Origin of the sequence: Clostridium beijerinckii, from assembly GCA_003129525.1 — a bacterium.
GTDB lineage: Bacteria > Bacillota > Clostridia > Clostridiales > Clostridiaceae > Clostridium > Clostridium beijerinckii_D.
Window position 1 is genome coordinate 3,401,377 of sequence record CP029329.1, and the last position, 25,718, is coordinate 3,427,094.

Genomic DNA, 25,718 nt, shown 5'->3' on the forward strand with positions numbered 1-25,718 from the left:
CTTATACTATGTTTTTTAATATCCTCTTCATTATTTTATATGATATAAATCCAACTATTCCAACACATAATAGATCAGTGCTTAAGCCTTTAACTAAATCTAATCCAACTAGAGGTAAATATTGATCATTTTTACGTTGCATATTATTTATAAAATCAGATGCAAAAAACAGTGATGCAAACGAACCAAGTGCTAAAGATATTAATATAACTATAATATCTTCATTAATTCTAGATGAGAATATTTTATTACAACACTCTAATTTATATCTTTTTTGAGCTATATTAAAAATAATAATCATAATTGTAATAATGCATAAGGCAATGATTATTTCAATTGATAATTCTCTAGCTGTTACATCTTTAATAGATGCACGCTCAAGTAAAACTCTTACAGTATATTTTTCAAATTCACCATTTGAATTTGAGCCATTAATTTTATCTGCTAAACTATAGTTATTACCTACTCCAAAGTATTCTGATATGGAATATAATTTTACAAAAATGAAATAAACTGATATTGGTATTACGAAAATCATACTAATAAATCCTATTACCGAATTAGAAAATAGTAAATCTACAATAAGCATAAATACAATTCCTATTATTCCAATTAAAATTATTCTGATAATTTCTATGAAAGTAATAATTTGATATCCCTCAACAATATTTAAAAACTCCATATTTCTTACATAGGCCATAAAAGCTATATAAGCATATGTTATAACAAAAAATACTAGGGTTATTAAAATGCTTATTAATTCATTATATTTAATTTGTTTTTTAGTATACGGTCCACTGGATAAAAACATAATTGTATTTCTCTTATTAATTCCTTGAGCTATGAAAGATATAGCTATGAATATTACTCCTAACATAAAATAACTATCCAAATTTGTTGTATAAAAGCCATTTGAAAAGTTATATGCCATATTCGATTTTAAATTAGATAAATTATTTTCTATAATCCTATTTGCTATAATTCCCCAAACAAATATTCCAATGATTATAGGTACTTTAGCTGAATTAAACCATGTATAAAGTAATCCTTTATTTAAATATTTCTTCATTGTTATCCTCCTTATCAACCTTATAGACAAAGATATCTTCTAAACTAAGATCAATTTCTTCAACAAATAATGGGTTGAATTTCTTTAAATTCCTCATAAATTCTTCATCATATTCATCAGTTATAATCGTAAATACTCTACCAACTTTACTTATTTTAAATATTCCTTTTAAGTCTAAATCCTCTTCATAAACTGGCGCATCAAATGCAACTTGTACTTTTTTTATCTTGTTTTTCATATTTTCTACTGAATTTTCATAAGCAACTGCACCTTCATTTAAAATAGCTACATCATCACATATTCTCTCAAGTTCGCTTAAATGGTGAGAACTTATTATTATAGTTGTATCATTTTCAAAAACTTCATCTACGAATATCTTAAGGAGTTTATTTTTGAGTATTGCATCTAATCCTGATGTTGGTTCATCTAATATTAAATACTTAGCATGAATAGAAAATGCAAGCATTATAGAAAGTCTCATCTTCATTCCTTTGGATAGTTGAAATATAAATTTGTTTATAGGAATATTAAAGATTTTATTTAGTTCATTAAATTTTTCTTCATCGAAATTTTCATAAGAATATTTATAGTACTTTAATATATCCTGAACTCTAAAATTAGTTTGCATTATATTTTCATCAGCTACATATCCTATTTTATTTTTAACAACTGGATTATCATAAACTATTTCTCCATCATAAATTACTTTTCCAGATGTTCCATTGTATATTCCTGTTAAGCATCTAAGTAGCGTAGTTTTTCCAACACCATTTGGTCCTATTATTCCAAATATCTTACCCTTATTTATTTTTAAATTTATATCCTTTAAAATTTGTTTTCCATCCATTACAAAGGATAAATTATTTACTTCTATCATTATCATTCACCCCTAATTCAGAAAATATCTGAAGCGTTAATTCCATAAATTTTTCCTTACTGATTCCACTATAATTAGCTTCAAGTATAAGTTTTTTTAATTCTTCTGAAATATACTCCATCATCTTCACATCCACTTTCCCCTTATAATTATCGGTTATAAAAGTTCCCTTTCCCCTTAAAGTTTCAATTATTCCGTCTCTTTCTAGTTCTCCATATGCCTTACTTATTGTATTTGGATTTATTGTAAGTATTGATGCCATTTCTCTAACTGAAGGTAACTTTTCTCCACATTTTAATGCGCCTTTTAGTATAAGCTCCTTAACCCCAAGCTCTATTTGTTCATAAATAGGAGTACTGCTCCTAGGATCAATCCTAAGCATCTTTATTATCCTCTTCACTATATTTATCATAACTATTTTCCATTATATAATCTATTACCAGCCCTTCACCTTCATCAATAATTACTAAATCAATCTTACGTTTATTTGGATCACTATATATTATTTTCCCTTGATTTATATTAGCATAATATAATTTAGCATCCAATCTTACAACTTCTTCCTTTGTTATTGCACGTCTCTTAGAAAAATTATTTCTAAGTTCATTATAATCTTTTAAAATTGATTGTTTTTGATTTTCATCAAGTTCTTCTACCTTCTCTATTTCTATTTTTCCATAATCAAAGTGTGACTCTGTTAACCTTTTTCTTTCAGAGAAACATTCTTTTAAATCCTTAGTCTCTGTAAATCTTCCTTTTTCATCAATTGCCTTTAATGTTTTATTATCTAATTGTTGAATAACTTGACTAATTGTTTCAAACTTTTTTTCTTTTTGATACATTTTTTCATTATTAATGCCAAGTAAAGCTGTAACTACAATGAATAATCCAAGTGTAATTATTATAGTTGATTTTTTCATATTTTTACCTCCTATTTGTATTAGGTGTACTATTTCATCTAGTACACCTAAATTATATAAATAAACATGTTTATAATCAAGTGAATAATCCTTTATTATTTCTTAATATTTTCTTATAAATATTATTCCACTCTACTACTACCGACATTGATATAAAATATATTGACACAAAAAGGCTATCTGAAATACTTAATATATATAAGTATTTTAGATAGCCTAAATTGTTTATAATTTATTTCTTTTTACCGTTAGAATAAATTATGGACGCAGCTATAATAAATATTAAAGGTCCTGCTATCATAGCAATTGAAGATGTGTAATCTCCCTTAAGAGCTGGCTCTATAATTGTAAATATATTTGCAAACCCAACTACTGCAGTAACTATAACTCCCGTGATTATTGCAAAAGTTTTATTTTTAAATATTAAGAATGGTTTTTCTATAGAATCTTTCTTTCTAAATGAAATGTATGCAATTGTTAAGAATAAATATGGCAATGTCATTGCAACATTTGTCATTAATACTAACATTTCAAAAAATGCCTTTGCACTTTTTCCACCCATTGAAATAAACATTACCATAACTGCTACTATAACCGTTTGTACTGCCATTGCGTTTATTGGCATATCATTTTTATCTATAGTAGCCATTTTTCCTGGCCACAATTTTGCTGGTGTTCCTTCAATTAATTGCTTCAGAGGGGCATATGATAAAGTGAAAAATGCTCCAGTTATTGCTAAGAACATTGATAATCCAACAAATCTAGCAACCCAATTACCAATTTGAATAGATAGTGCATCGGTTAATCCAATTGAATTTCCAAAAGTATATCCTAAATTATTCATGACAACATAAGCAACATTTGCCATATTTATATTTTCTCCTGAAAGACTATTAGACCAATTAGTAAATATACCAATCAAGAAAATTCCGAGAGAATACCCAACTGAAATTACAGCTGCTGCTATTAAAATTCCCTTTGGAAAAGTTCTTTCTGGGTTCTCAGTTTGATCTACAAGTCCAGAAGCAGCTTCAATACCACCATATGCAAATAATGCAAAAACTAAAAATGATAGCATTGAGCTAGTACTTTGATATGCTGGGTTTGGTGAATTGACAAAAGACATTGTTGATGTAATAGGTTCTTTAAATTGTCCTTTGTTCAATATAATTACTATAGCAGCTCCTATTATAAGAAGTATGTTTAATAATGCAACCGCCATTCCACCAGCAGATGTTATTTTAGTTATTTTAGTTATTCCTCTTTTAGATATAAAAAAAGTAGTAGTCACCCATATAAGTCCTAATATTCCAAGAACTTGTGTAGAGCTTAACCCAAATATCCCCCACTTTGAAGTAGTGTCAACTCCAAAAATTGTATTTGATAAAGGTATCCAAATCGTTGAGCAAATATTTATCATCCATACCACATAAGATGCATACCACATGAATACTCCCAAAAATGCGAACTTAGGTCCTACAGATTTTTCCATCCATGAGTATATACCACCTTTTTCTTCTTTAAAGGCAGATCCATATTCAGCCATCATAAATGCAAATGGTATAAAGAATGTTATTCCACCTAAGATAAACCATGGAATTGCACCATACCCCATAAGATAAAATGCTCTCGGCATATTAGCAAATCCAAAAACTGATGTAAAAATCATAAGAATTAATGTTATTAAAGTTAACTTCTTTTGTTTTTCATTTTTATTCATTATTTTACTCCTCATATTGTTTCTTATTTCATGCTCTAAGGTTTAATTAAAATTTCTATTATTATTATCTGCACTTTTTTGTAATATATTATTAGTTGCAAGAAATAAATCAATTGTTATTGATTATACAGAATTTAATTTCGAGCTTTTTCTTATTGTGTATTAATTTATAATTATAATATTTCTATTTTTTCATGAATACATACTTTTTTATATTACTATCATTTTTTCACCAATTCAAATTTATTTTATTTGCATTTTATTAATGAAATCTTTAATACTTTTGACATTTTGTTAAGTATTTCTAAATTTTAAATATAATTACGAAATTCTATACATATATTGCTGAATTATTATAATAACATTATTTAGTTATTATTACCCACATTAGTTGTATCAACTACTATTATGAAACAAGACCAGCAAATAATTTGCTGGTCTTGTTATCACTTACAAACTATATATATAATTTGTCTAAACAAAGTAATTTTAATATGTTTTTGAATTAGGTCTTGCTAAATGATCATCTTAGTCTTTTATATAATCCTTATATTCACATGTGTCAATTAACTCACATTTATCCGTTTTACATCTTATAGAACTTGTACCATCATTATTAACACTTGCAAATGGTAAGATTATATTTATATGAGTACCTATTTTTCTTATATTTACATCATAGCCCTTTTTACATTGCTTTATCATTATTTACCTCCTCTGTTTCTATATACAAGTATTATAACATATTGCCAGGATATATGTTGATAAATTTCGACATTTAATTACTTTTTATAACTTAGGCTTTGATATTTCTTATACTGCATATTCAAAGTTAATATTTTATTTTAATATTACTTTTTTACATACTAAAAAGATGCAAGGAAGTAACTTAATTCTTATCTTGCATCCTAATTTTATCTTTTATCATATACACTTAAATAAGTCGATTAGTATAACTTTGATGATGGCAGAATAGAAACCACTATAATCTACCTATTCTTTCTCTTAAATAAAATTAATAAATTTAACTAACATAATTTTTGATTAAAAATATTATCCAAATTAATTTTTTTAATCCTTTCTCTAATTTCATTTATATCAGTTGTATAAAGATTAAGTTCTTTCATCCTTTTAAAATAGCTTGAACCTGCAAAAGTATATCTATCTTTTCTTCCTTCTCTAGTTTTAGCCTTTTCGTTTGCATAAGTTATTAAATCGCCAATAGCAATAGATGACGGAAGTATTAGAAGTGGCATTCCCATAGCTAATCTTACAGCATTATGTCCAGCTAAAGTTCCAGTACAAATTGCTTCTGTATGTCCAACAAATAATCCACTTTTTTCGCCTGCACAAAACAAATTATCTACACCTGTAACTTTTAAATCATTAGTTCTAGGAGCAACAGATAAATATCTAATGGAATTACCTTTACTGCCTGCATATGGATCAACATATTTTGCATTTTCTAATCCTTTTATTTTTCTTAATTTATGCAATGGGTAATAAGTTGTCATTAACTTAGCATGTCCAGTATCAAGCAGAATTATATTTTCAGCAAACTCCTTCAACGCGTATTGTTGACATACCTTAGTTGTTAATTTATCATAATTAACATCTTCTACTGGAACTTTTAATACAACTACACCTTTAGAATCTAACTTAGTTCTTATTTCTTGAGATAGACTTTCCTTCGCCAATTTACACGAACCTGACATGGCACCAAGTGCATCATTATTTGTTTCACCTTGAATGTCTGCTACACCACAACGTTCACTAATACTTATTCTAGGACCAAAAGAAGGACATCTTAAAATACACATTGAACATCCATTACCATAACGCAAACAATTTCCCATAGGTCCTGTAGTACCTGTAGTTTCAATAAAAACATCACCAGTTATATAAGTATCATCACTAAGATATACACCTTTAATTTTTCCATTTTCAAATTTCACATTATTTACTCTACTTTCCATCATTAAATTTATTTCTAATGATGTTAAATATTTCTGAACCTCACCTTCAATCATATTAACATTATATAATGTAGCATGCTTATGGCCTGGGAAATCTATATTTGTATGAGTTGAGACTCTATCAGTAATTTCTATTAATTCTCCACCACCAAGAGCTATGAGCTCTTCTGATGCAGTAAATCTTCCGTTATTTCTCATTATTCCACCTACATTGCCAAGCCCAAGTAGTAAATCTGTTTTTTCTATTACAGTAACATCTGCTCCAGCTTTTTTACTTGAAATTGCTGCTGCTACACCAGACCAACCTCCACCAATAATAACAACTTTCATATAAATCTTCTCCCTTCAAAAATACTTCTTGGATCAGCCTGTTCTTTGCAGAATCTTTTGACTCTATGCCCTGAGAATCTTGATGTACACGCGCCACAAATACCTTCTCCACAGCACATTTTAAAGTTATTGCAACAAGAAAGGGAGACATCATTTCTATTAATATCATTTAAATAATCAATAACACAATAAGTTAAAATATCAGCCCCTGCTACATGAATATATTTAGTGCCATCATTAAGTGCATCTTTAATTATGACTTTAGCATGATCTGAAAGTTTACCTTGGTCTAATAATGAATTCTCTGATATTTTTATCTTGTACTCATCTAAAAATTCACTTGCAAAATTTACTTCAAAAGGGCTTTTATCTATTACTACTTCCAACTCATTATTTTGTGAAACCAATTTTCTTATTACAGGCATCATAGGCGCTAGACCAATGCCTCTTGCAAGAACTAATGCTTTAGTTTCTTTTTGAGCTAATATAGTTTTTACTCCAAATACGCCATTCCAATACGGTCCTCTAATTACTATGTTATTATTTATTTTTGTATTTAATAATCTATTAGTTTTTATTCCTCTCATTTCAACAGCAATAGTAATAATATCATTTTCTATATCTGAATTCATAATCGAAATAGGAATATCAAAATACTTATTTTCATCTGTCCTTACAAATATATAACTTCCCGGTTTAACTAAATCTAAAACTAATTTATGAGGTGATTTAAATTTAATCATAATCATATTATTGCTATATTTAGTTACATCTTCAACAATACAATCATAAGTTTTTCTACCATCCTTTGCTTTATTGCCATTATTATAAAGTTCTTGATATATACAAACCCCCTTCCAGTTCAAGCAATCACAAAAGCACTCTCCTTGGCATTGTGAGCAAATCAAACATTCACCTGATTCAGCCAACTTACAAGGACAATACTCAGTTCCAGCATCTATGCAATCAATAGATTCTTTTATCATTTTCTCTCCTTTAGATAAAATTGCTTCTTAATAATAGCTTATTTAAAAACATAGAATTTGCTACAAATATAGTTAGTAAAAATTGTTTATTTTATGATTAAACAAACAAGCGTACTGACTTGTTATTTTCAATATTCCTTATTGATGGCTTACCTATAATTTCTTATAAAAAGGTAGACAGTCTTTTTCTAAAAAACCATCTACTACAAAGTATTAAATTAATTCTTTAACAGTATGATTTCCAAATGCAACTCTTTCTAGTACATGTTTATAAATTTTCTCTGTTACATTCCATCTATCTGAGCAGTTTAACACTACAATTATAACATCTTTACCATTATTGTTAACTGAAGAAACTAAGCATTTGCCTGCTTGGCCTGTAGATCCTGTTTTAACACCATTTGCTCCAGGAATTTTCCATAGTATTTTATTTATATTATTATAGTCCCTTGTAAAATTATATTTTTCTTTTGAAATTTGTTTGCTTCCTACAATTTCTCTAAATAAATCATAATCCATGCCTTTAGCTGTAAGTATTGCTAAATCATATGCAGAAGAATAATGCTCGCTACTATCTAGTCCATGAGGAGATTCAAAATGTGAATCAAATATTCCAATTCCTCTAGCATAATGATTCATTATCTCTGAAAATCCGTCTATTGAGCCTCCTAATTCTTCAGCTATTGCTATTGCTGCATCATTTCCAGACTTAAACATAAGTCCAAAAATTAACTCCTTTAAAGCAATCTCCTCATTTGCTTTGTATCCTACAGTAGAACCTCTAACACTAGCTGCTTTTTTACTTATAGTCACTTTTTTAGCTAAATCTCCTTGTTCAATAGCAATAAGTGAAGTAAGTATTTTTGTTGTACTTGCCATTGGAACTATTTCGTATGCATTTTGTTCATATAAAACTGTACCACTCTCTTTGTCCAAAGCAATTGCAGATCTTGCATTTACTCTTAAATTAGTATTATCTTTACTTTTTGCATTTACACTTATACATAAAACTTGAGTAAAAATAAGGCTTAGTAATATTATTGAAACATTTTTAATACCTTTCCTCATTATTAATCACCTTCTAATCTTACTATTTGATTCTAGTTTACCTTTAAAATTATTTTTTAAACCTAGTTTACGTAATTTTTTAGGTTTATTTTTTTAAAATTAGTCAATACTTAGGGATATGAAAGAAATAACAATTCAAAGATGCGATGAGAAGTTCTTATATGCAGCATAGCTGATCTTTTCTAATGTGTATATTTTGTGTCAGATAAGGAGGCATATTTGTCTCATAATTGGCTATAAAGTGAATATGTCGATGAGTAGAGAACCAAAAGTAAGAGTCCAAGTTTTATATTTAGGGTCTCTAACTTTCACATAGCGAAATCTATGGTTTTGTGTGAATCAGTTAAGCAGACATCCAAATCTATGATTTGATGATGGTAACTTACTCTGTGAGTACTCAGTAAGTGCATACGAGTCGAGCTTTCTCATGACCTAAAATATACTAGCATACTGATTTGTTATTTTTTGAATGTCCCTAATCAAGTAGATAGAGTTTGGAGGGAATTCATGAAATTATTTTTTATTTTCTTTGTGATTTTATTAATATTTTTTATCCCTATTCCTATTAAGTTTAATATTTACTATTCTTTAGTAAATTATTATGTGAAATTATATGGACTTACTATTATTTCAAAAAAAAAATCTGCACATAAAAAAAAGCATTATCATGAAGCTAAACCTTCGCTCAAAAAAGAACATAAATTTTTTTCGAGTTTTTATAGTAAGGTAGATTTGAAATCTTTAGACTATAAATCTTTAATTTCAACTTTCTATAATTTAAAGTTTAAACCTTTATTAAATATAAAATTTTCTTTAGATTATTCACTAAATGATGCTGCCGAAACTGCAATTTTTTATGGACTTTTATATCAAACACCACCTTTAGTTCATCTTCTTATAAATATTCCTGTTCAAACCTATAAGTTTAATTTTAAAATTAATCCTATATTTGAAGATAAGTTTTTACTGAAAATTAAAACTTCAAGTATAATTTTCGTATCATTTGCAAACATTATATATATAATAATTATTTTATTTAAAATTAGAAAAAAATAAGGGAGGTGACCTTTTAGGCATATTATACAAGATAAAGTGATTTTTAGCTTAAGGCTAATTTATTATTTTTTAAATATGCTTTAATTGGGACTATTATGTCAAGTGAACAACAAGTTGAAAATTTAATTAAAAGTACTATGGAAAATCTTAAAAGTATGGTTGATGTAAATACAGTAATTGGAACTGCAGTTGAAACCAAGGATGGATCATATATAATTCCAGTTTCAAAATTAAGCTTTGGCTTTGCATCTGGTGGAAGTGAATATTCTTGTCAAGAACACCATACTAGTAGCACAGCATTTCCTTTCGGTGGTGGTACTGGAGCAGGAGTTTCAGTTAAGCCAGTTGCATTTTTGGTTGTTAAAGAAGATGGAGTTAGAATGCTACCTGTAGATCAAGATACTACTTACGATAGAATAGTTGATACTGTTCCACAAATTTTAGATATTGTAAAAAGTTTAATAAAAGATTTATGCAAAAAGAATAAAAATTATGATAATGTTAATACTACTAATGTTGATAATAATTCTGTTGAAAATACCCCTAAAGAGAATTATTCCACAAATGATCATAATATTTAACTAACTCCTAATTTTTTAATTCAAAAAGAGAAATAGTATGCTGATTTATTCTGCAAATCTATTTCTCTTTTTTATTATTCTGCCTCCAATTCATCTACTTGCAAATCTTCTTGCCCAAATAAATCTAAAGATGGAAGTTCCTTTAAATCTTTTAGTTCAAATTGTCTTAAGAATTCCTCTGTTGTCCCATATAAAATCGGCCTCCCTGGAACGTCTAACCTTCCAAGTTCCTTTATAAGTTCCTTTTCCATAAGCCTTTGAATTGCACTTTCAGACTTAACTCCTCTAATTTCATCAATATCTATTCTTGTTATAGGCTGTTTATAAGCTACTATTGCCAAACTTTCTATAGATGCTTGTGATAAAGATTGTCTCTTGTTCTTCTTCAAGAGTTTTTGTACATAATCAGCATTTTGTGCTTTTGTAACTAATTGATAACTTCCTTTTATACATATTATTTTTATTCCTCTAGTAGATGTTTCATATTCTTCCATCATTTCTTCAATAATAATTTCAATATGTTTAGATTTTTCATTAAGATGATTTATTAACTCTTGCAAACTTAAAGGTTCCCCACTCGCAAACAGTAAAGATTCTATTGCTGATTTAAGCGAATCCTTTTTCAAATCATCCATAAACGGAATTTGAATTCCTTGATTTTTATGCATCTTCTGATCTCCTCTCAATTAATATCTTCGTAAAGTTGTCACTTTGGTAAACCTTAACCATTCTTTGTTTAATCATTTCAAGTAAAGCTAAGAATGTTACAACACACTCTAATTTACTTTCACAATTTTCTATAAACTCTGAAAAACTATTAATATTTTCATTTTTTAGCTTGTCCATTATGTACTCTAATTTATCTTCTATCTTATATTGGTCTACATATATTTTTTTCTGAATTATATTATTTCTATTTTGCTTATTATTAAAAATTTCTAATAAGTTATTATAAATATTGAATAGATCAATGAGGTGTATATCTTTTAATAAATCTTTTGTAGAAACAGCTTCTCGTTTATCTTCTATTAATTCCGGTTTTTTCTCATATACTTCACCTGCACTAATATATCTTTCTTTAAAGAATACTGAGACACCTTTTATTTTCTTATATTCTATAAGTTTTTCTATAAGATTTTTCTCATAATCTTCTTCATTTTCCTCTTCTTTTTTAGGCTTAGGTAATAAATACTTGGATTTTATTTCTATCAAAGTAGCAGCAACTACTATAAATTCAGATGTTATTTCTAAATCCATTGTCTTCATATCATTAAGATACTTTAAATATTGATTAGTTATTTCAAATATTTTTACATTATATATACTCATTTGATTTTTCTTTATTAGATGTAATAATAAATCAAACGGTCCTTCAAAATCGTTAATTTTAATCTTTGGAAGTTCCATATTTTATCTTATACCTCCGTTATAAACTCAATTTCATTAAGTTGATTTTTGATAACAAGTACTTTATTGTACAGAATAACAATTTATATAAAAATGCATATGCACAAATCTTAAAGAAAAACACTTGTCTAAACTATTGTTTTTTTAATAACACACTTTTTCCAATATATATATAATAACAATTAAAGTTATTCAAAACAAGAGATATTAAATTCTCCATAATTAAGAATACTGTATTTTGTGGCATTTGAAACTGTTAGGTTTTAAAAATCTATACTTTATCTCAATAATGTATACGTCTAATTGTCATTAATGAACACTATACTTCACTATTAAATTAATATTATACTTTAATTACATTTCAATTTTTATTTATTATTACATAAAAATAGTTCAATAGTAAGATAAAATCTTATTATTGAACTATTTTTTAATTTATATTATCACATATTTCTTCATCAATTTAATAATTTGATTTTAAATTTAAATATGTATATTCTAAATTTTATTTGTTCTAAATACACAAATAGACTATAGTTTTTTATCTAAACTCCTTTTTCAAATAAATTTTTAATATTGTACTTAATATTCTCAAATATATTGCCTTTCTTTATATCTCTATCACAATATATTTCTACTTCTCCTACTTTTTCTTCTCCTAAATAAACTTCATATTTTCCAACTATGTCTCCTTCTTTGTATTCTTTCTTTAATTCATCAATAACAATTTTCTTATCTAACTCCTTAGTTACTCCCTTTGGTAATATAGCAGTTAAATCATCTTTAGCCTTTGCCATAAAGAATTTATCAGTTTGTTCATCCATAAATACTTTGTCTATTTCTTGATCCTTTGATACAAGCTTTTTACCTTCATATTTTGAGAATCCATAATTAAGTAATACTCCTGCATCACGATTTCTTATTTTATAAGTTGGAGCACCCATAATTACAGATAACATTCTCACTCCATTCCTTGTTGCTGTAGCACTAATACAATATTTAGCTTCATTTGTGAATCCTGTTTTTAATCCATCACAGCCTTCAAAAAATCTAACTAATTTATTATGATTTACAAGTTCTATTGGAGATTTTCTTCCTTCTGATATAGAATCCATATAGGTTCCTGTATATTTTAGAACTACTGGATGTTTTAATAATTCCTTAGACATTATTGCTATATCTTTAGCTGTAGATAAATGTCCTTCTGCTGGTAATCCATTACAATTTTTAAAAGTTGTATTACTCATTCCAAGTTCTTGTGCTCTTTTGTTCATCATTGTAACAAAATCTGCTTCTGTACCTCCAAGATATTCAGCAAGTGCAACTGCTGCATCATTTCCAGATGCTATAGCAACCCCCTTTAAAAGTTCCTCTACAGTTCTTATTTCTCCAGTGTCTAAAAGCATTGTACTGCCACCCATTTTTTTAGCATTTTCGCTGCAAGTTACTTTATCATCTAATTTAATTTTATCACTATCAATAGCCTCCATTGTAATTAACATAGTCATGATTTTTGTTACAGATGCTGGTGCAAATTTTTCTTCTGCATTTTTTTCATAAAGTATCTTTCCAGTCATAGGTTCCATAAGTAATGCTGACTTTGCTTCTATATTAGTTCCATCAGATTTAACTTTTTCCTCTGTGTCTAGTGCATTTGCTAATCTAATTGGTAACAATAATATGGTAAAAATAAATATCAAAGTAAAAGATAAAATTCGTTTTGTTTTATTTTTCATTTTGCTACCTCCCTTCAGAATTAGTGTTACCATAAGAAGAAATAATATAACAAGTAATTCTAAATTTCTTAAGGATTTGATAAAAAACTTACTTCATATATATAATTCCGAAATAGAGGTCATGCATTATGTTGCTAAAACATTTTGTTCTCTAAATACGCTTAAAAATGCTTCATCGTAATCATATTGTAAATAAATATTTAAATTACAATAATTTACTAAGAATGGTTTTCATGTAAATTACACCGGACAATTATTAAATATTGCGGTAATGTACTTGTAATCGCTGATAGCGCAGCTCATATTGAGACTATTGTTCAGTGAGCATTAATGTGTGGCTACCATGCAGCAAATGCCATAAACGATGAACTTAAGGGCATAAATGGTTTTGAGAAATATACAAGTTGGTGGTTGAGGCATTTGATTTCAATCGTACTGGCCCTCTTGAATTTGTTAAGCTATATGGTAGTTTAGGCATGAGACCAAAATACTCAGATGAAGAACTTGACTATATATTTTCTTTAGTTGAAGGCCAATTAGTTAATGGAAATTTCAGTCAGTTTGAAGTTACTAAAAACGTATGGAAGGCAATTTTATCTCATAAGGCTCAGATTCAAAGTGAAAACCCAACTTTATTTGATAAGATAAAGAATATTGATGAATTAAATGATGAAGGAAAACTTAATTGATAGCATTACATACACTTTTAAAGTATGATAATTTCCTATGCAAATGGGAGGCTAGAAAACAACTTTTTTTGTTTTCTAGCCTCCCACTTCACATCTCGTCTTATTTAACTATCTATTATAAAAATTTGATTTAGCAGTTTACTTACCTGCTTGTTCCAAAAAACACCTTATTAAAAAATTCTTTAGTTGCATCACTACCCATAATTGCCTTAAACACATTAGTAGATACACCTCCATTATCTACTAATCCATCTGTATAGTCCTGGGTAATTTTCCATTTCAACTTTCTTTCTTCTGTTGTCAACAACTTACTTTTTTGCTCCATTTCAATGAATAATTTCAAGTTATCTACAAACATAGATGATATCTCTGAATCCTTAGTTGTATCTGTGTTTTTAGCTGTACATACTGGCTTTAATGAATCATACCAACATTCTTTCAGTATCATATCCTCAAGGTGATTATGTTCTGCTTTAAGACTTGCAAACCTATTCATATAATTTAAATAGAGCTCGTCTTTTTCTGGTACTAAATCATAATATTCGATTAAAAAACCTCGTTTTTCATGCATATACATATAATCAGTTGAAAATAAAGGTAATGATTTATAATATGGGGTAATTACAAATGAAGCCATTTGAAGTTTAATTGAATCTTTGGAATCCATTACTAAAAGATTTCCCACGCCATTAATCTCATACTGTTTAATGCTATAATCAATACCTTGTATTTGTAGATTAGCAAATTTTCCAGTTTCAACTTCTTTAAGATCATACTTAGAAGTCACTAAATCCATTCCCCTATTAATATGCTGTTCAATAATCTCCTTATTAATATCAAAAATATTTTCGTTATCTGTTTTTCTCATATCATCACTCCCATTCAAAAAAATAGTTATATATAATATTATACACCATTATATAATGCTATATAGTACCATTATTTCCATTTTTATAAATTATATGAGAGCTAATGTATTTCATATTTTTATAAAATGATAATCTGCTGTATAATCTTATCTAAATCATCTATGCTAGTTTTATCTATTTGTTTAAATCACTTCCCATATTCTTGGCAATAAGTTTGTAAATAAAATCTTGTAAACACATAGACAAATTTATTATAATAAATTAATATATACTCAATGAGGTGAATTTTTTTGAATAAACAATCAAATATAGATATAAAAAAATTTGTAGATACATTTGAAGCTTTAGCAAGAGTTGAAAGACATAATCAAACTTTAATGGGAATAAAGAAAAGCGAAGCTAGAGTTTTACTTTGTATAGAATTTCTTTCTAATGAAAAAGAATGTAAAGTCAATATTTCAGAAATTAGTAAAAATCTATCTATTACTTCTCCAAGTACCACTGAATTCGTAAAAAATTTAACTACTAAAGGTTACATAGAAAGACATGTTAATCAAAATGATAAAAGAGTTATTGAAATAACATTAACTGATGAAGGGGAAAAAATAGTACAGGATTTAAAAAAGTATTTTAATTCTTTATTTTCTGGCATTATAGAAACATTAGGAACAGAACAAAGTGAATTATTAATTGAATTATTAGGTAAAGTTAATATCTATCTCAATGAATGGTATAATAAGATTGATTAATAGCTAGCCCCAAATAGAAACTAAATTTCTATTTGGGGCTAATCTATTTTTTTATTAGTTATATATAAGTATATTATTTACAGAATGAATTAATGTATAAAATATTTCTCTAGGCATTTATTCATTCTATATTGTTAGGTTTGAAAAATATTATCTGTCAAATTTGGTAATTAAATTAAACAGTTGATTTTTTTCTATTGCATATATTATTTACTATTGACTAATTATTATAAACATATTAATATATTACTTAGGTAACCTACCTAATTATTGTACTATGAAAATATATAAATCTATTTAATTTAATATTTTCTCCAAATTAAAATAATTAGTATTCAAAAAAATTTCTATATAGATTTAATAAACTAATACTATATGAATTAAATATAAAAATATAAATTGTTGAGGTGAATAAAATTTTGAAAAAATCATACATTGTAATGTCATGCATGTTTTTAATCGCATTAGGTGCAATTTCCAAATCATTTATTTCTAATGAATCTATAAAGCTATTTTTACTAGTGTTCTTCATAGTTGGTTGTGGATTAGGTTTATTAAGAATATTTGTTAATAATTCAATCAAGAAAATGAAAGGCAAAGGTTGGAAAAGTAAGGTTCTTTTCTTTGCAGTTTTACTTGGTGTAGGTCTTCCTTTCCAAACTTGGTTTAGAACTAAAGTATTATTTAGTATGAATTCTGAATACTTACCAGGAAGCATTTTCATAATGGTTACAGGTATTATTTTTATGACAACTTTCTTTGGTTTTATAAAAGATACAATGGCTAAATCTAAATTAGAAATAGCATAATATTTATTTAAAATTCTATGATAAAAGGAGCATTGCAAAACTAACTAGTTAATTTTGCAGCGCTCCTTTCTTAAAAACATAAAACACACTCTTATTTTATTTGTTGAACTCTTCCAACTACGTTATCTTCAAGCATAACCTTAATCCCACGATGATGATTCTGTGAATTTGTAAGTATTCTCTTAACTATACCTTCTGTTAACTTACCTGTTCTTTGGTGGTGAGTGTTAGGGAATATATGATTATTTGTACATAGTAATATGAAAATGTAGGAAAGTTCTACTGTGAATATATTCATCCATTTTATTTTCAAACGTTTTATAATCAAATATTTATGCATTTTGAGATTGCAATTACATTGTTCTAACATTTTTACTTTATGATCCTTTACAACTCATCTAAATGTAACTTGTAATATTGTTGCAAATTATTTTTTATCAAAATTAAATCACTTAGTTTTGAAATTTCTATCTCCTCTTCACTTCTATTTTTTATCCAAGAATATAATTTTAATTCGCTCCTATCATTCCAACTTTTTAAACATCTACATTTCTCTAATGTTTCTTTAATATCATTAATAACTTTTTTTCTATATTCGCCTAATTCACTTTGAGTATAAGTTGATTTATCAAAAAATCTTTCTTTATATAATTAATATTTGCTTCTGCATTTATATTATCATCGATAAAAATATCTAAGTTATCTTCAGTAGTTTTTATTTCTAACTCATTTTCCACTAAATATTCATGACCATAATTTATATGTTTTTCTAATTCTAATATAACTATTTCCGGTACAAGTAATTTTACTATACCTTCTTCTATCATTATTTTTAAATCTTCAAATAACTTATTATCATCTAAACTAGTCATTAAACTAATAAATATATTAGTATCACTAAAAATATTTACCATTAATATCTCACCCCTACAATATTTTATCATATATAATATTTAACATAAATTATTTTCAAGTTCTTACTTTTTCTGCGAAAAAGTGCACACTCAACAAAAAATGCACACCCCTAATTCCAAGAACATTAAGGGTGTGCATGTCCAATATAAAACTCTATAAATCTAAGCTAAAAGCTTAAAATCTTCTACCATAGTTTGTCCTATAAAATACTGAAAGCCACTGAAATCAGTGGCTTTGCATTGTATTGAAATTCTAGTGCTTATATGGTGGAGGTGAAGCATGGTATACCAAACCCACCAACGTTATACATTTCTCTACTTATTAATAAAATTTAACCTCAGTGATATTTTCACCATTTATATTCATTCTATATACAGGTATATTGATATAAAATAAATTAAATTATTGAATGTTAATATATTTTTTGCTCCTGGATGTTTATCTACCCATTCTTCAAAATAGCCTTCTATTTGATATTAATCCCCAAATTCGTCCATTGCAAATAAACCTTGTATTGTAATTATACGTATGAACGAACTTAACATCTAAAGTAAAATAAGTTTTATCTTTGTCAACAAAAAATTCATTGTCACAATTACTAAATACCGTTTGAGCCTAATTACCATCAGTTTAAATTTTATAGATTGTGACTTTTTATTAATCAGCACCACTACTTAATACTATCCCTTATCTTATACCACTCAGTTATGGTAATTACCCGCCTTTTACTCTCAATAATAGAGTTAATCACTTCATCAAAATAAGATTTCTTCAAATCTATATCTGTGACTTCTTTTGAATCTTCTGGTATAACCCTATGAATGTTAAGTATAATTAAGGTTTTATCTGAAAGTATAAAATCTCTGATATTTTTTTTAGTCATCCCATGCAAAGATGCTCTACCTAGTTCCAGCAATTTTGTTGTATCACTTCCAGGATTAGTAGTTCTTGCTGTCAACATGCTCTGTTCCTTCAATATATTAATTACATTATCATTGTATCCACCCTCTGGATAAGCAAAATGTTTATATCCCATATCTCTTGTAAAACCATGCCCTAATATCCATGCTGAGCATCCATATATTTCATCATAAGCTTCCTTGGTGCTTACTTTTGTAAGATTATCATGATGAACAGTATGATTACATATATCCCAGCCATTGTTATACATATCTTTTAGATTATCTAATGTCAACCTATCTTCCTTACCAATAAAAGAGGAGATGATATATAATGTCCCTTTAAAATTAAATTGTTTAAGTTGTTTATATGCTTCATACTGAGAGCTCCACCCATCATCAAATGTTAGAATAATATATTTACCATTGTTATCATTCAGTAATGTCTCTTTAGGAACATCTTTAGTAATATCTTTAGGAAAGGTGGAAGACTCTATTGCACGTTGTTTTATATTTGTTGGTAACATAATGAATACGAGTCCTATAAAAGTTAAAATATAAACAAAATATATAATAAATAATTTAGCTTTCTTTGTCATGTCACTCCTTTAAATTTAGATTAATTAATTTTAGTAATATTCTGCTCTAATCTATAATGTCCAGAAACATAATTTTTTGTTATCACTATATTAGGTTCAAATGTACTATTTTCAGGTACTATTCTTCCTGGTAATATTACAACTCCTATACCTAAATTGGATTTTTCCTTTATCCAACATCCAAGCTTTTCAAACCCAGTTTCTTCATATAATTCTCCATTCCATGATTTTATAATTTTTTTATCAAGTCTGTGATTTGATGTTCTTACCAAAGCCCCCATATAAACTTCTTTTTCTACCAGTGAATCACCTATATAGCACATCGGGCCTATGGTGGTTTTTTCACTTATTATTGAATCTTTGATTTCAACTCCGTAGCCAATCCTTACATTATTTTGAATTATCACATTTCCTCTAATTATCACCCAAGTACCAATCATACAATTATCACCTATTATAATGTTGCCATTAAAAATTGCATCCTCTGATATAAAAGTGTCTTTTCCAACATATATTGGTCTCTTAAAATTATCAAGCTGTCCTTTTGTATTAATGTTTTCACGTTGTTCCTTCCACTCACTCCACCATCTATATATCATTTAAATCTTCCCCCCTCAATAATTAATATCTTTTGACCTTTATCCAACTTTGTTCATTGCCCGTAATCAGAGTCGGCAATCCCCAAAACATCCAACAAAAGAAGACAAGTATAATTGTAAATATCGAAAATGGTGAGTATATCATAAGCCACCACTTTTTACTTTCTCTGTATGCTGAATAACCTGAAGCAAACATTAAAATAATGAACCAGATAGCTGTACCCTTTAATACATTTATATACCCCCACGTAAATGGTATAAAAAATAAGATAATACCAAATATCCCAATAATAAAATTAGGTAAAATAGCAGTTAATCCAAACCTTTTTAATAATAACTTTTTATGAATTCTCATACAAGCCGCATAACCACTTATCCATCTTCTCCATCTTTTTATATCATCACCAAGGGTCGCAGCTTCCTGGCTAAACACGATTGCTTTGGAGGATTGAGCTATTTTATATCCTCTTGAAATCAATTCCCATGTTAAATCCATATCTTCCACGCAAGTCCTGTCTGGAAACTTAACACTCTTCAAGATGTGAGTTTTATACATGCCCACACTTCCAGAAACACAAAATGTGTGTCCGCTAATTATTTCTCCCCCGCATTTTCTAAATGTAGCAAAGAAAATTTTAACTGAAGCCCTCACTTTTCCAAAGAAGCGAATGTTGTTTAAATCTGAGCCAGGTATTCCGGCAACTGCATCTGCTCCATTCTCAATTGCCTTTATTAAATATCCTAAGCCATTATCATTTGGAATTCTTATATCTGCATCCGTTAAGAATACCATATCTGATTCGATGAAATTTAATCCGTTGTTTATTGCTCCAGCCTTACCGGTGTTCGATTGAGATATAATCAGCAACTTTTCATTGTATAAAGATTTAAGCTGTTTTAACACTTCGATGGTTCGATCATTTGACCCATCGTCTACTACTATAATTTTATCAATGTATTTATTTTCTACTAAATCACAAACGGTTTTTGAAATAGTAATCTCTTCATTATAAGCGGGTACAATGACATCAACAGAATTGTATCTATCCGAGTATTCAATTTCATTTTTCTTTACAATTAACCAGATAGTAAATGAAATTAAAAATAGCATAAAAATCATACTTCTGGGACTGGTCAACATTCCAAGTAATGACATTCATTCACCTCCTTTGAAAATATACCTATAAAATTGGTTCTGAAAACCTAATCATCTCGAATGCCTCCGCTACACCTTCATAATAACGCCCCTGGACAGCGCGCATTTTCGCAATTGAGTAAATTGTTTCATATGCAATGTATAGTTTATCTGCTTGTGATACATGACATCGTATAGCTTTCATTTTTATTCCAAATTTATCTGAATCACATACTTTAAAATAGTTTGGTGTAAAGGTAAGCATAGTTGAAGGAGTTTCATAACAAATTATTTTTCGTATTTTAAGATTGTTAAACACTGCCATAGCACATTCGTATGTCACAACATGGTCTTGATGAAAATCATGGTTAGAAGGAATGTAAACAATATCAGGAATATTATCCATTACAATTTTTCTTATTTCAAATATTATCTCGTTCCTATGATAAAAAAGCATTGTATCAGGAAATCCCAAAAAAATATTCTGGGATTCTGGCGCTAAAATTTCAAAGGAATTACATTCCTCAATCACTCGATCTGAAAAAACACTCTCGCTTCCTTTTTCCCCATTTGTCAAAACTATTGTTTTTATTTTATCATTTTTTAAGTAATGATCATGCATACAAATTCCACATCCTAAGTCTATATCATCAGGATGAGGCCCTACAAATAAAATCTTTTCCCCGTCCATAGTTATCTTCTCCCGTAATAGTTTTTATGTTTAGCTAAAACTCTATATAAAAAAATATGATTTTGAACTTTAGTTTATGCAAATATAAATGTAATTTAGTAAAAAAAGTTATAAGCATACTATAGTAAACATAGCCATATTATTTATCAAGGAGAATGAGTATATGAAAAAGAAATATTTTTTTATTCAAATAACGTTCTTATTTATGGCACTTTTAATTCCAATATACAAAATTGGTTCTGGTGATATCTTGCACAATTGTAATGGCAATGAATTAAGTAAAACTTATCCCACAAGTGGAAATAATGAAGCAGTTAATAATTCAAATAACATATCAGAATCCGAGTTAAAAGAAAAAACAAAATCTGGATGGAATTTGATATGGAATGACGAATTTAATAATGATATTATAAACGACAAATGCTGGACTATCCAAAATGGTGGAGGTATATGGGGAAACAACGAATTACAGTATTATACAAATAGAATAGAAAATTGCTATATTTCAGATGGAAAATTAATTATAAAAGGTCTTAAAGAAAACTATGAAAATTATCATTATACATCTGGGAGGATAGTTACAAAGGGTAAGTTTGACTTTTTGTATGGTAAAATTGAAATTAAAGCAAAGTTTCCTGAAGGAAACGGACTGCTTCCTGCTATTTGGCTTTTACCTTGTGAAGATAACTATAATAGTAGGATAAAAAACGGAGAAATTGATTTGGTAGAAATGCTGGGTAATAACCCTAAAGTTATATACGGAGTTGCACATTACTATTCAAAAAAACAAACAAGATCATATGAAAAATATAGTAGTGGTACCACTGATTTTTCCAAGGAATTTCACATTTATTCTATTGAGTGGGACTCACAAAAAATCAAGTGGATGATAGATGATAAAGTTTATTTTACTCTTAACTTGAAAAAAACTTTTAATGAAAAATATGATCCATTTAATAAAAAATTTTATTTAATTATTAATTTAGCCATTGGCGGGGATTGGCCAGGTAATGATCTAAGTCAAACTATCTTTCCCTCATTGGTTGAAATTGATTATGTACGATATTATAAACTAAACAGTAACTAAAGATGTATATTCTATAAATTTATAAAATTAATTCGATAGCTTATGCTAGAAAATTCCTAGCATAAGTTAACTTAAGAACTTAAAATTCTTTAATTACAAATATCCTTAGTTTTAAGAACAAAAATTAATCATAAAAGCTTAGGTTATTATTAATAATTGTAATATAAGTTCAAAAAAGGGCAAAACCCTCAACATCCGTCGTGGGTTTCATGGTGAAGGCGATGGGTATCGAACCCCTGTCCTAAAGCAGCTAACTTTGCCTTTACCCGAGCACAGTCTAAGTTTTAAGATTCCCGAAAAGCATCGCCCTAAGACACGCTATACTTTCCGGTAGTTTAATAAATACCCCTTTAGCTCAAAACTTTCTTAAACTTCGTTAACCTCCCGCTTACAATTCAATCCCCATCTAAATAATTACTCAAAACTATTGTTGTTTCTGCGTGAAGGTTTATTTCTGCGTATTTGTTAGACCCCCTAAAACAAAGATTCCCCAAAACATCGTCTTGGGGAACATAAAACACACTATTATTTTATTTGTTGAACTCTTCCAACTACGTTATCTTCAAGCATAACCTTAATCCCACGATGATGATTCTGTGAATTTGTAAGTATTCTCTTAACTATACCTTCTGTTAACTTACCTGTTCTTTGGTCCTCTTTTTTTACAACTAAGACCCTTGAACCTATCTTAATATTTGATCTGTTAGTTCCATCCATAATTTCACCTTACCTTATTTATCATCAAATTTCATTCCACCTAAAAGGGCAGCAAATGGATTATCATTAAAGTTCTCTGCTTCCTTTTTCATTTTGTTCATATAATTATTTACTTCTCTTTTGTCAACTTTTCCTTTTCCATCAAATCTCTTTTGGAATTGAGCGGCTTTTTCTCTAAAGTTGCAGTTAGTTCCTGGACAAACGTAGATTGCACCTTCTCCATGCCCTCTTAGTTCTAGCTTCTTCTTGCATTCAGGGCATCTTGCATTAGTCACTCTTGACACACTTTCCCTATGGCCACATTCTCTATCTTGGCAGACGTTCATTACGCCATTTTTGCCTTTAACTTCTAACATGTATTTACCACACTCTGGGCATTTTTTACCTGTTAAGTTATCATGAGTATATTTATCTGTACTAAATTTAACATCTTGAACTAGAGCTGTTGCATAATTTCTCATTCTTCCTATAAAATCATGAACATCTGTTTTTCCTTTACTTATATCATCAAGCTCTTTTTCCCATCTAGCAGTTAAAAGTGGTGATTTTAAATCCTTTGGTACAAGTTCCATAAGTTGTTTTCCTTTAGAAGTTGGAACTAGTTCCTTTCCTCTCTTTTCTATTACAAAAGAATTAAATAATTTTTCTATAATATCAGCTCTTGTTGCAACAGTTCCAAGACCACCTGTTTCGCCTAAAGTTTTAGCTGATTCCTTATCAATAGTAATATACTTTTGTGGATTTTCCATAGCAGATAATAGAGTACCTTCCGTAAATCTTGCTGGTGGTTTAGTCTTATGGTTTTTGATTTCAACATTATTAACTTTAATCTTAGCCCCTTTATTGAGCTTTGGTAATACCTGTTCTTTTAAACCGCCTTCTTCACTAGTTTCTTCAAGATCATCTACTCTGTCATAAACCATCTTCCAGCCTTTAGATGTTATAACTTTACCTTTAGCTCTAAAAATTTCATCGCCTATTTTCACCTTAATTCCTGTTTGAATAAACTCGAATGGTGGAAGTAAAACACTTAAAAATCTCTTTATTACTAAATCATAAACATTTCTTTCCTCTGAGCTTAAAATTCCAAGACTAACTCTTTGTTCTGTTGGAATAATAGCATGGTGATCTGAAACCTTACTGTCATCTACAAAGCTTTTATTTGCAACAATGTTTCCCTTTAATATTTCAGTTGCACTTTTTGCATAGTTAGAAACAGAAATTGCCTTTAATCTATCTTTTATAGTAGGAACTATATCCTTTGTTATATATCTTGAATCTGTTCTAGGATATGTTAAAACTTTGTAGTTTTCATAAAGTCTTTGCATTATAGACAATGTTTGTTTAGCTGAATATCCAAAAATCCTATTACAATCTCTTTGAAGTTCTGTTAAATCATAAAGAGATGGTGCATATTGTTTTTTGTTTGTCTCTGTAATTTCAATAACTTCTCCGTCTTTACCTCTAATTGCTCCAACGATTTTTTTAGCTAAATTTTCATCGAATGTTCTATTAGTATTATCTCTATTAATCCATTCCAACGAAAAATGATTCGTATTTCCTATAATTGTGTAATAGTCCTTAGGTTTAAAATTTTTAATTTCGTCTTCTCTTTGAGCTATCATAGCCACAGTTGGAGATTGAACTCTCCCTGCTGATAATTGAGCATTGTACTTGCATGTTAAAGCTCTTGTTACATTAAGTCCAATAATCCAATCTGCTTCAGCTCTTGCTTGTGCTGCTTTATATAAATTTTCATATGCTGCACCTGGTTTTAGATTTCTAAATCCATCTAAGATCGCTTTGTCAGTTTGTGATGATATCCAAAGTCTTTTTATTGGTTTTTTAAATCCAACTTTTTCAATTATCCATCTTGCAACTAATTCTCCTTCACGTCCCGCATCTGTTGCAATAACTAAATCACTTACATCAGATCTTAACATTTGTTTCTTTACTTCATTAAATTGCTTACCTGTCTTTTGTATAACTGTAAGTTTCATAGCCTTTGGCAGCATTGGAAGTGTTTCCATGCTCCATTTCTTATATTTATCTCCATAACCTTCTGGATCAAGTAATGTCACTAAATGCCCTAATGCCCAAGTTACTATATAATTAGGTCCTTCTATATATGCACCTTTATTTTGATTACATTTTAAAACCTTAGCCAAGTCTCTACCAACACTTGGTTTTTCGGCCAATACAAGAGTTTTACTCATTTATTTATCTTCCTCACT

Annotated in this window: 26 protein-coding genes and 1 pseudogene; 7 read left to right on the forward strand and 20 right to left on the reverse strand. The window is 28.3% G+C overall.

Going from position 1 to position 25,718, the window contains the following annotated elements; translation table 11 throughout:
- Position 1: 1 nt before the first annotated feature.
- The 8 genes from DIC82_15220 to DIC82_15255 all read right to left on the reverse strand — a co-directional run bounded on the left by DIC82_15220 (position 2) and on the right by DIC82_15255 (position 8,946).
- Positions 2 to 1,069: a hypothetical protein gene (locus DIC82_15220; protein ID AWK52264.1), complete on the reverse strand. Its 1,068-nt coding sequence runs from the start codon at positions 1,067 to 1,069 to the stop codon at positions 2 to 4.
- The gene (locus DIC82_15225; protein ID AWK52265.1) at positions 1,050 to 1,946 is read right to left on the reverse strand and encodes an ABC transporter; all 897 of its coding nucleotides are present in this window, start codon (positions 1,944 to 1,946) and stop codon (positions 1,050 to 1,052) included. Before DIC82_15225 ends, DIC82_15220 begins: the two co-directional genes overlap by 20 nt.
- The gene (locus DIC82_15230; protein ID AWK52266.1) at positions 1,930 to 2,328 is read right to left on the reverse strand and encodes a GntR family transcriptional regulator; all 399 of its coding nucleotides are present in this window, start codon (positions 2,326 to 2,328) and stop codon (positions 1,930 to 1,932) included. The genes DIC82_15225 and DIC82_15230 overlap by 17 nt, the downstream gene beginning before the upstream one ends.
- Positions 2,321 to 2,866: a hypothetical protein gene (locus DIC82_15235; protein AWK52267.1), complete on the reverse strand. Its 546-nt coding sequence runs from the start codon at positions 2,864 to 2,866 to the stop codon at positions 2,321 to 2,323. Before DIC82_15235 ends, DIC82_15230 begins: the two co-directional genes overlap by 8 nt.
- Positions 2,867 to 3,098: 232 nt before the next feature.
- Positions 3,099 to 4,586: a glutamate/gamma-aminobutyrate family transporter YjeM gene (locus DIC82_15240; protein AWK52268.1), complete on the reverse strand. Its 1,488-nt coding sequence runs from the start codon at positions 4,584 to 4,586 to the stop codon at positions 3,099 to 3,101.
- 1,028 nt (positions 4,587 to 5,614) lie between these two features.
- Positions 5,615 to 6,892 (reverse strand): FAD-dependent oxidoreductase, encoded by a 1,278-nt coding sequence (locus DIC82_15245; GenBank protein ID AWK52269.1) that lies wholly within the window; start codon positions 6,890 to 6,892, stop codon positions 5,615 to 5,617.
- Positions 6,889 to 7,878, reverse strand: a complete 990-nt coding sequence (locus tag DIC82_15250; GenBank protein ID AWK52270.1) for a hypothetical protein — start codon at positions 7,876 to 7,878, stop codon at positions 6,889 to 6,891. Before DIC82_15250 ends, DIC82_15245 begins: the two co-directional genes overlap by 4 nt.
- A gap of 213 nt (positions 7,879 to 8,091) precedes the next feature.
- Positions 8,092 to 8,946 (reverse strand): D-alanyl-D-alanine carboxypeptidase, encoded by an 855-nt coding sequence (locus DIC82_15255; GenBank protein ID AWK52271.1) that lies wholly within the window; start codon positions 8,944 to 8,946, stop codon positions 8,092 to 8,094.
- Positions 8,947 to 9,453: 507 nt separating this feature from the next.
- Here DIC82_15255 and DIC82_15260 point away from each other — a divergent pair.
- Entirely contained in the window at positions 9,454 to 10,002 is a 549-nt protein-coding gene (locus DIC82_15260) for a hypothetical protein (protein AWK52272.1), read from the forward strand.
- A gap of 95 nt (positions 10,003 to 10,097) precedes the next feature.
- Positions 10,098 to 10,583, forward strand: a complete 486-nt coding sequence (gene ytfJ / locus DIC82_15265) for a sporulation protein YtfJ (protein ID AWK52273.1) — start codon at positions 10,098 to 10,100, stop codon at positions 10,581 to 10,583.
- 74 nt (positions 10,584 to 10,657) lie between these two features.
- On the opposite strand, the gene DIC82_15270 is transcribed toward ytfJ, so the two are convergent.
- The 3 genes from DIC82_15270 to DIC82_15280 form a co-directional block, all read right to left on the reverse strand.
- Positions 10,658 to 11,251, reverse strand: a complete 594-nt coding sequence (locus DIC82_15270) for an SMC-Scp complex subunit ScpB (protein ID AWK52274.1) — start codon at positions 11,249 to 11,251, stop codon at positions 10,658 to 10,660.
- Complete coding sequence (locus DIC82_15275) at positions 11,244 to 11,990, reverse strand: segregation/condensation protein A (protein ID AWK52275.1); 747 nt, start codon at positions 11,988 to 11,990, stop codon at positions 11,244 to 11,246. The genes DIC82_15270 and DIC82_15275 overlap by 8 nt, the downstream gene beginning before the upstream one ends.
- Positions 11,991 to 12,535: 545 nt before the next feature.
- Positions 12,536 to 13,726: a D-alanyl-D-alanine carboxypeptidase gene (locus DIC82_15280; protein AWK52276.1), complete on the reverse strand. Its 1,191-nt coding sequence runs from the start codon at positions 13,724 to 13,726 to the stop codon at positions 12,536 to 12,538.
- On the opposite strand from DIC82_15280, the gene DIC82_15285 reads away from it, so the two are divergent.
- A complete protein-coding gene (locus DIC82_15285; protein ID AWK52277.1) occupies positions 13,671 to 13,907 on the forward strand; it encodes a hypothetical protein in 237 nt (78 codons plus the stop codon). The two genes, DIC82_15280 and DIC82_15285, sit on opposite strands and share 56 nt — an antisense overlap.
- A gap of 68 nt (positions 13,908 to 13,975) precedes the next feature.
- Positions 13,976 to 14,415 (forward strand): annotated as a pseudogene (locus DIC82_15290) (NAD(P)/FAD-dependent oxidoreductase).
- 142 nt (positions 14,416 to 14,557) lie between these two features.
- Here DIC82_15290 and DIC82_15295 read toward each other — a convergent pair.
- A complete protein-coding gene (locus DIC82_15295; protein AWK52278.1) occupies positions 14,558 to 15,283 on the reverse strand; it encodes a bilin reductase in 726 nt (241 codons plus the stop codon).
- Positions 15,284 to 15,574: 291 nt separating this feature from the next.
- Here DIC82_15295 and DIC82_15300 point away from each other — a divergent pair, with 291 nt between their 5' ends.
- A complete protein-coding gene (locus tag DIC82_15300; protein AWK52279.1) occupies positions 15,575 to 16,033 on the forward strand; it encodes a MarR family transcriptional regulator in 459 nt (152 codons plus the stop codon).
- A gap of 419 nt (positions 16,034 to 16,452) precedes the next feature.
- Positions 16,453 to 16,842, forward strand: a complete 390-nt coding sequence (locus tag DIC82_15305; protein AWK52280.1) for an MFS transporter permease — start codon at positions 16,453 to 16,455, stop codon at positions 16,840 to 16,842.
- 91 nt (positions 16,843 to 16,933) lie between these two features.
- Here DIC82_15305 and DIC82_15310 read toward each other — a convergent pair whose 3' ends face one another.
- The 6 genes from DIC82_15310 to DIC82_15335 all read right to left on the reverse strand — a co-directional run bounded on the left by DIC82_15310 (position 16,934) and on the right by DIC82_15335 (position 21,680).
- Complete coding sequence (locus DIC82_15310; protein AWK53106.1) at positions 16,934 to 17,110, reverse strand: YwbE family protein; 177 nt, start codon at positions 17,108 to 17,110, stop codon at positions 16,934 to 16,936.
- A gap of 331 nt (positions 17,111 to 17,441) precedes the next feature.
- Positions 17,442 to 17,756: a hypothetical protein gene (locus DIC82_15315; GenBank protein AWK52281.1), complete on the reverse strand. Its 315-nt coding sequence runs from the start codon at positions 17,754 to 17,756 to the stop codon at positions 17,442 to 17,444.
- A gap of 671 nt (positions 17,757 to 18,427) precedes the next feature.
- Positions 18,428 to 19,255 (reverse strand): hypothetical protein, encoded by an 828-nt coding sequence (locus DIC82_15320; protein AWK52282.1) that lies wholly within the window; start codon positions 19,253 to 19,255, stop codon positions 18,428 to 18,430.
- Between the two features lie 20 nt (positions 19,256 to 19,275).
- Positions 19,276 to 19,854 (reverse strand): acetyltransferase, encoded by a 579-nt coding sequence (locus DIC82_15325; GenBank protein ID AWK52283.1) that lies wholly within the window; start codon positions 19,852 to 19,854, stop codon positions 19,276 to 19,278.
- A 22-nt stretch (positions 19,855 to 19,876) separates the two neighbouring features.
- On the reverse strand, positions 19,877 to 21,010 hold the full coding sequence (locus tag DIC82_15330; GenBank protein AWK52284.1) for a hypothetical protein: 1,134 nt from the start codon (positions 21,008 to 21,010) through the stop codon (positions 19,877 to 19,879).
- A 25-nt stretch (positions 21,011 to 21,035) separates the two neighbouring features.
- Complete coding sequence (locus tag DIC82_15335) at positions 21,036 to 21,680, reverse strand: hypothetical protein (protein AWK52285.1); 645 nt, start codon at positions 21,678 to 21,680, stop codon at positions 21,036 to 21,038.
- A 163-nt stretch (positions 21,681 to 21,843) separates the two neighbouring features.
- Between DIC82_15335 and DIC82_15340 the strand changes: the two genes are divergently transcribed.
- On the forward strand, positions 21,844 to 22,767 hold the full coding sequence (locus tag DIC82_15340; GenBank protein ID AWK52286.1) for a glycoside hydrolase: 924 nt from the start codon (positions 21,844 to 21,846) through the stop codon (positions 22,765 to 22,767).
- A gap of 525 nt (positions 22,768 to 23,292) precedes the next feature.
- Here the strand turns inward: DIC82_15340 and DIC82_15345 are convergent.
- Both DIC82_15345 and DIC82_15350 read right to left on the reverse strand, forming a co-directional pair.
- Entirely contained in the window at positions 23,293 to 23,484 is a 192-nt protein-coding gene (locus tag DIC82_15345) for a YwbE family protein (GenBank protein ID AWK52287.1), read from the reverse strand.
- Between the two features lie 14 nt (positions 23,485 to 23,498).
- On the reverse strand, positions 23,499 to 25,700 hold the full coding sequence (locus DIC82_15350; protein AWK52288.1) for a DNA topoisomerase III: 2,202 nt from the start codon (positions 25,698 to 25,700) through the stop codon (positions 23,499 to 23,501).
- Positions 25,701 to 25,718: the final 18 nt, after the last annotated feature.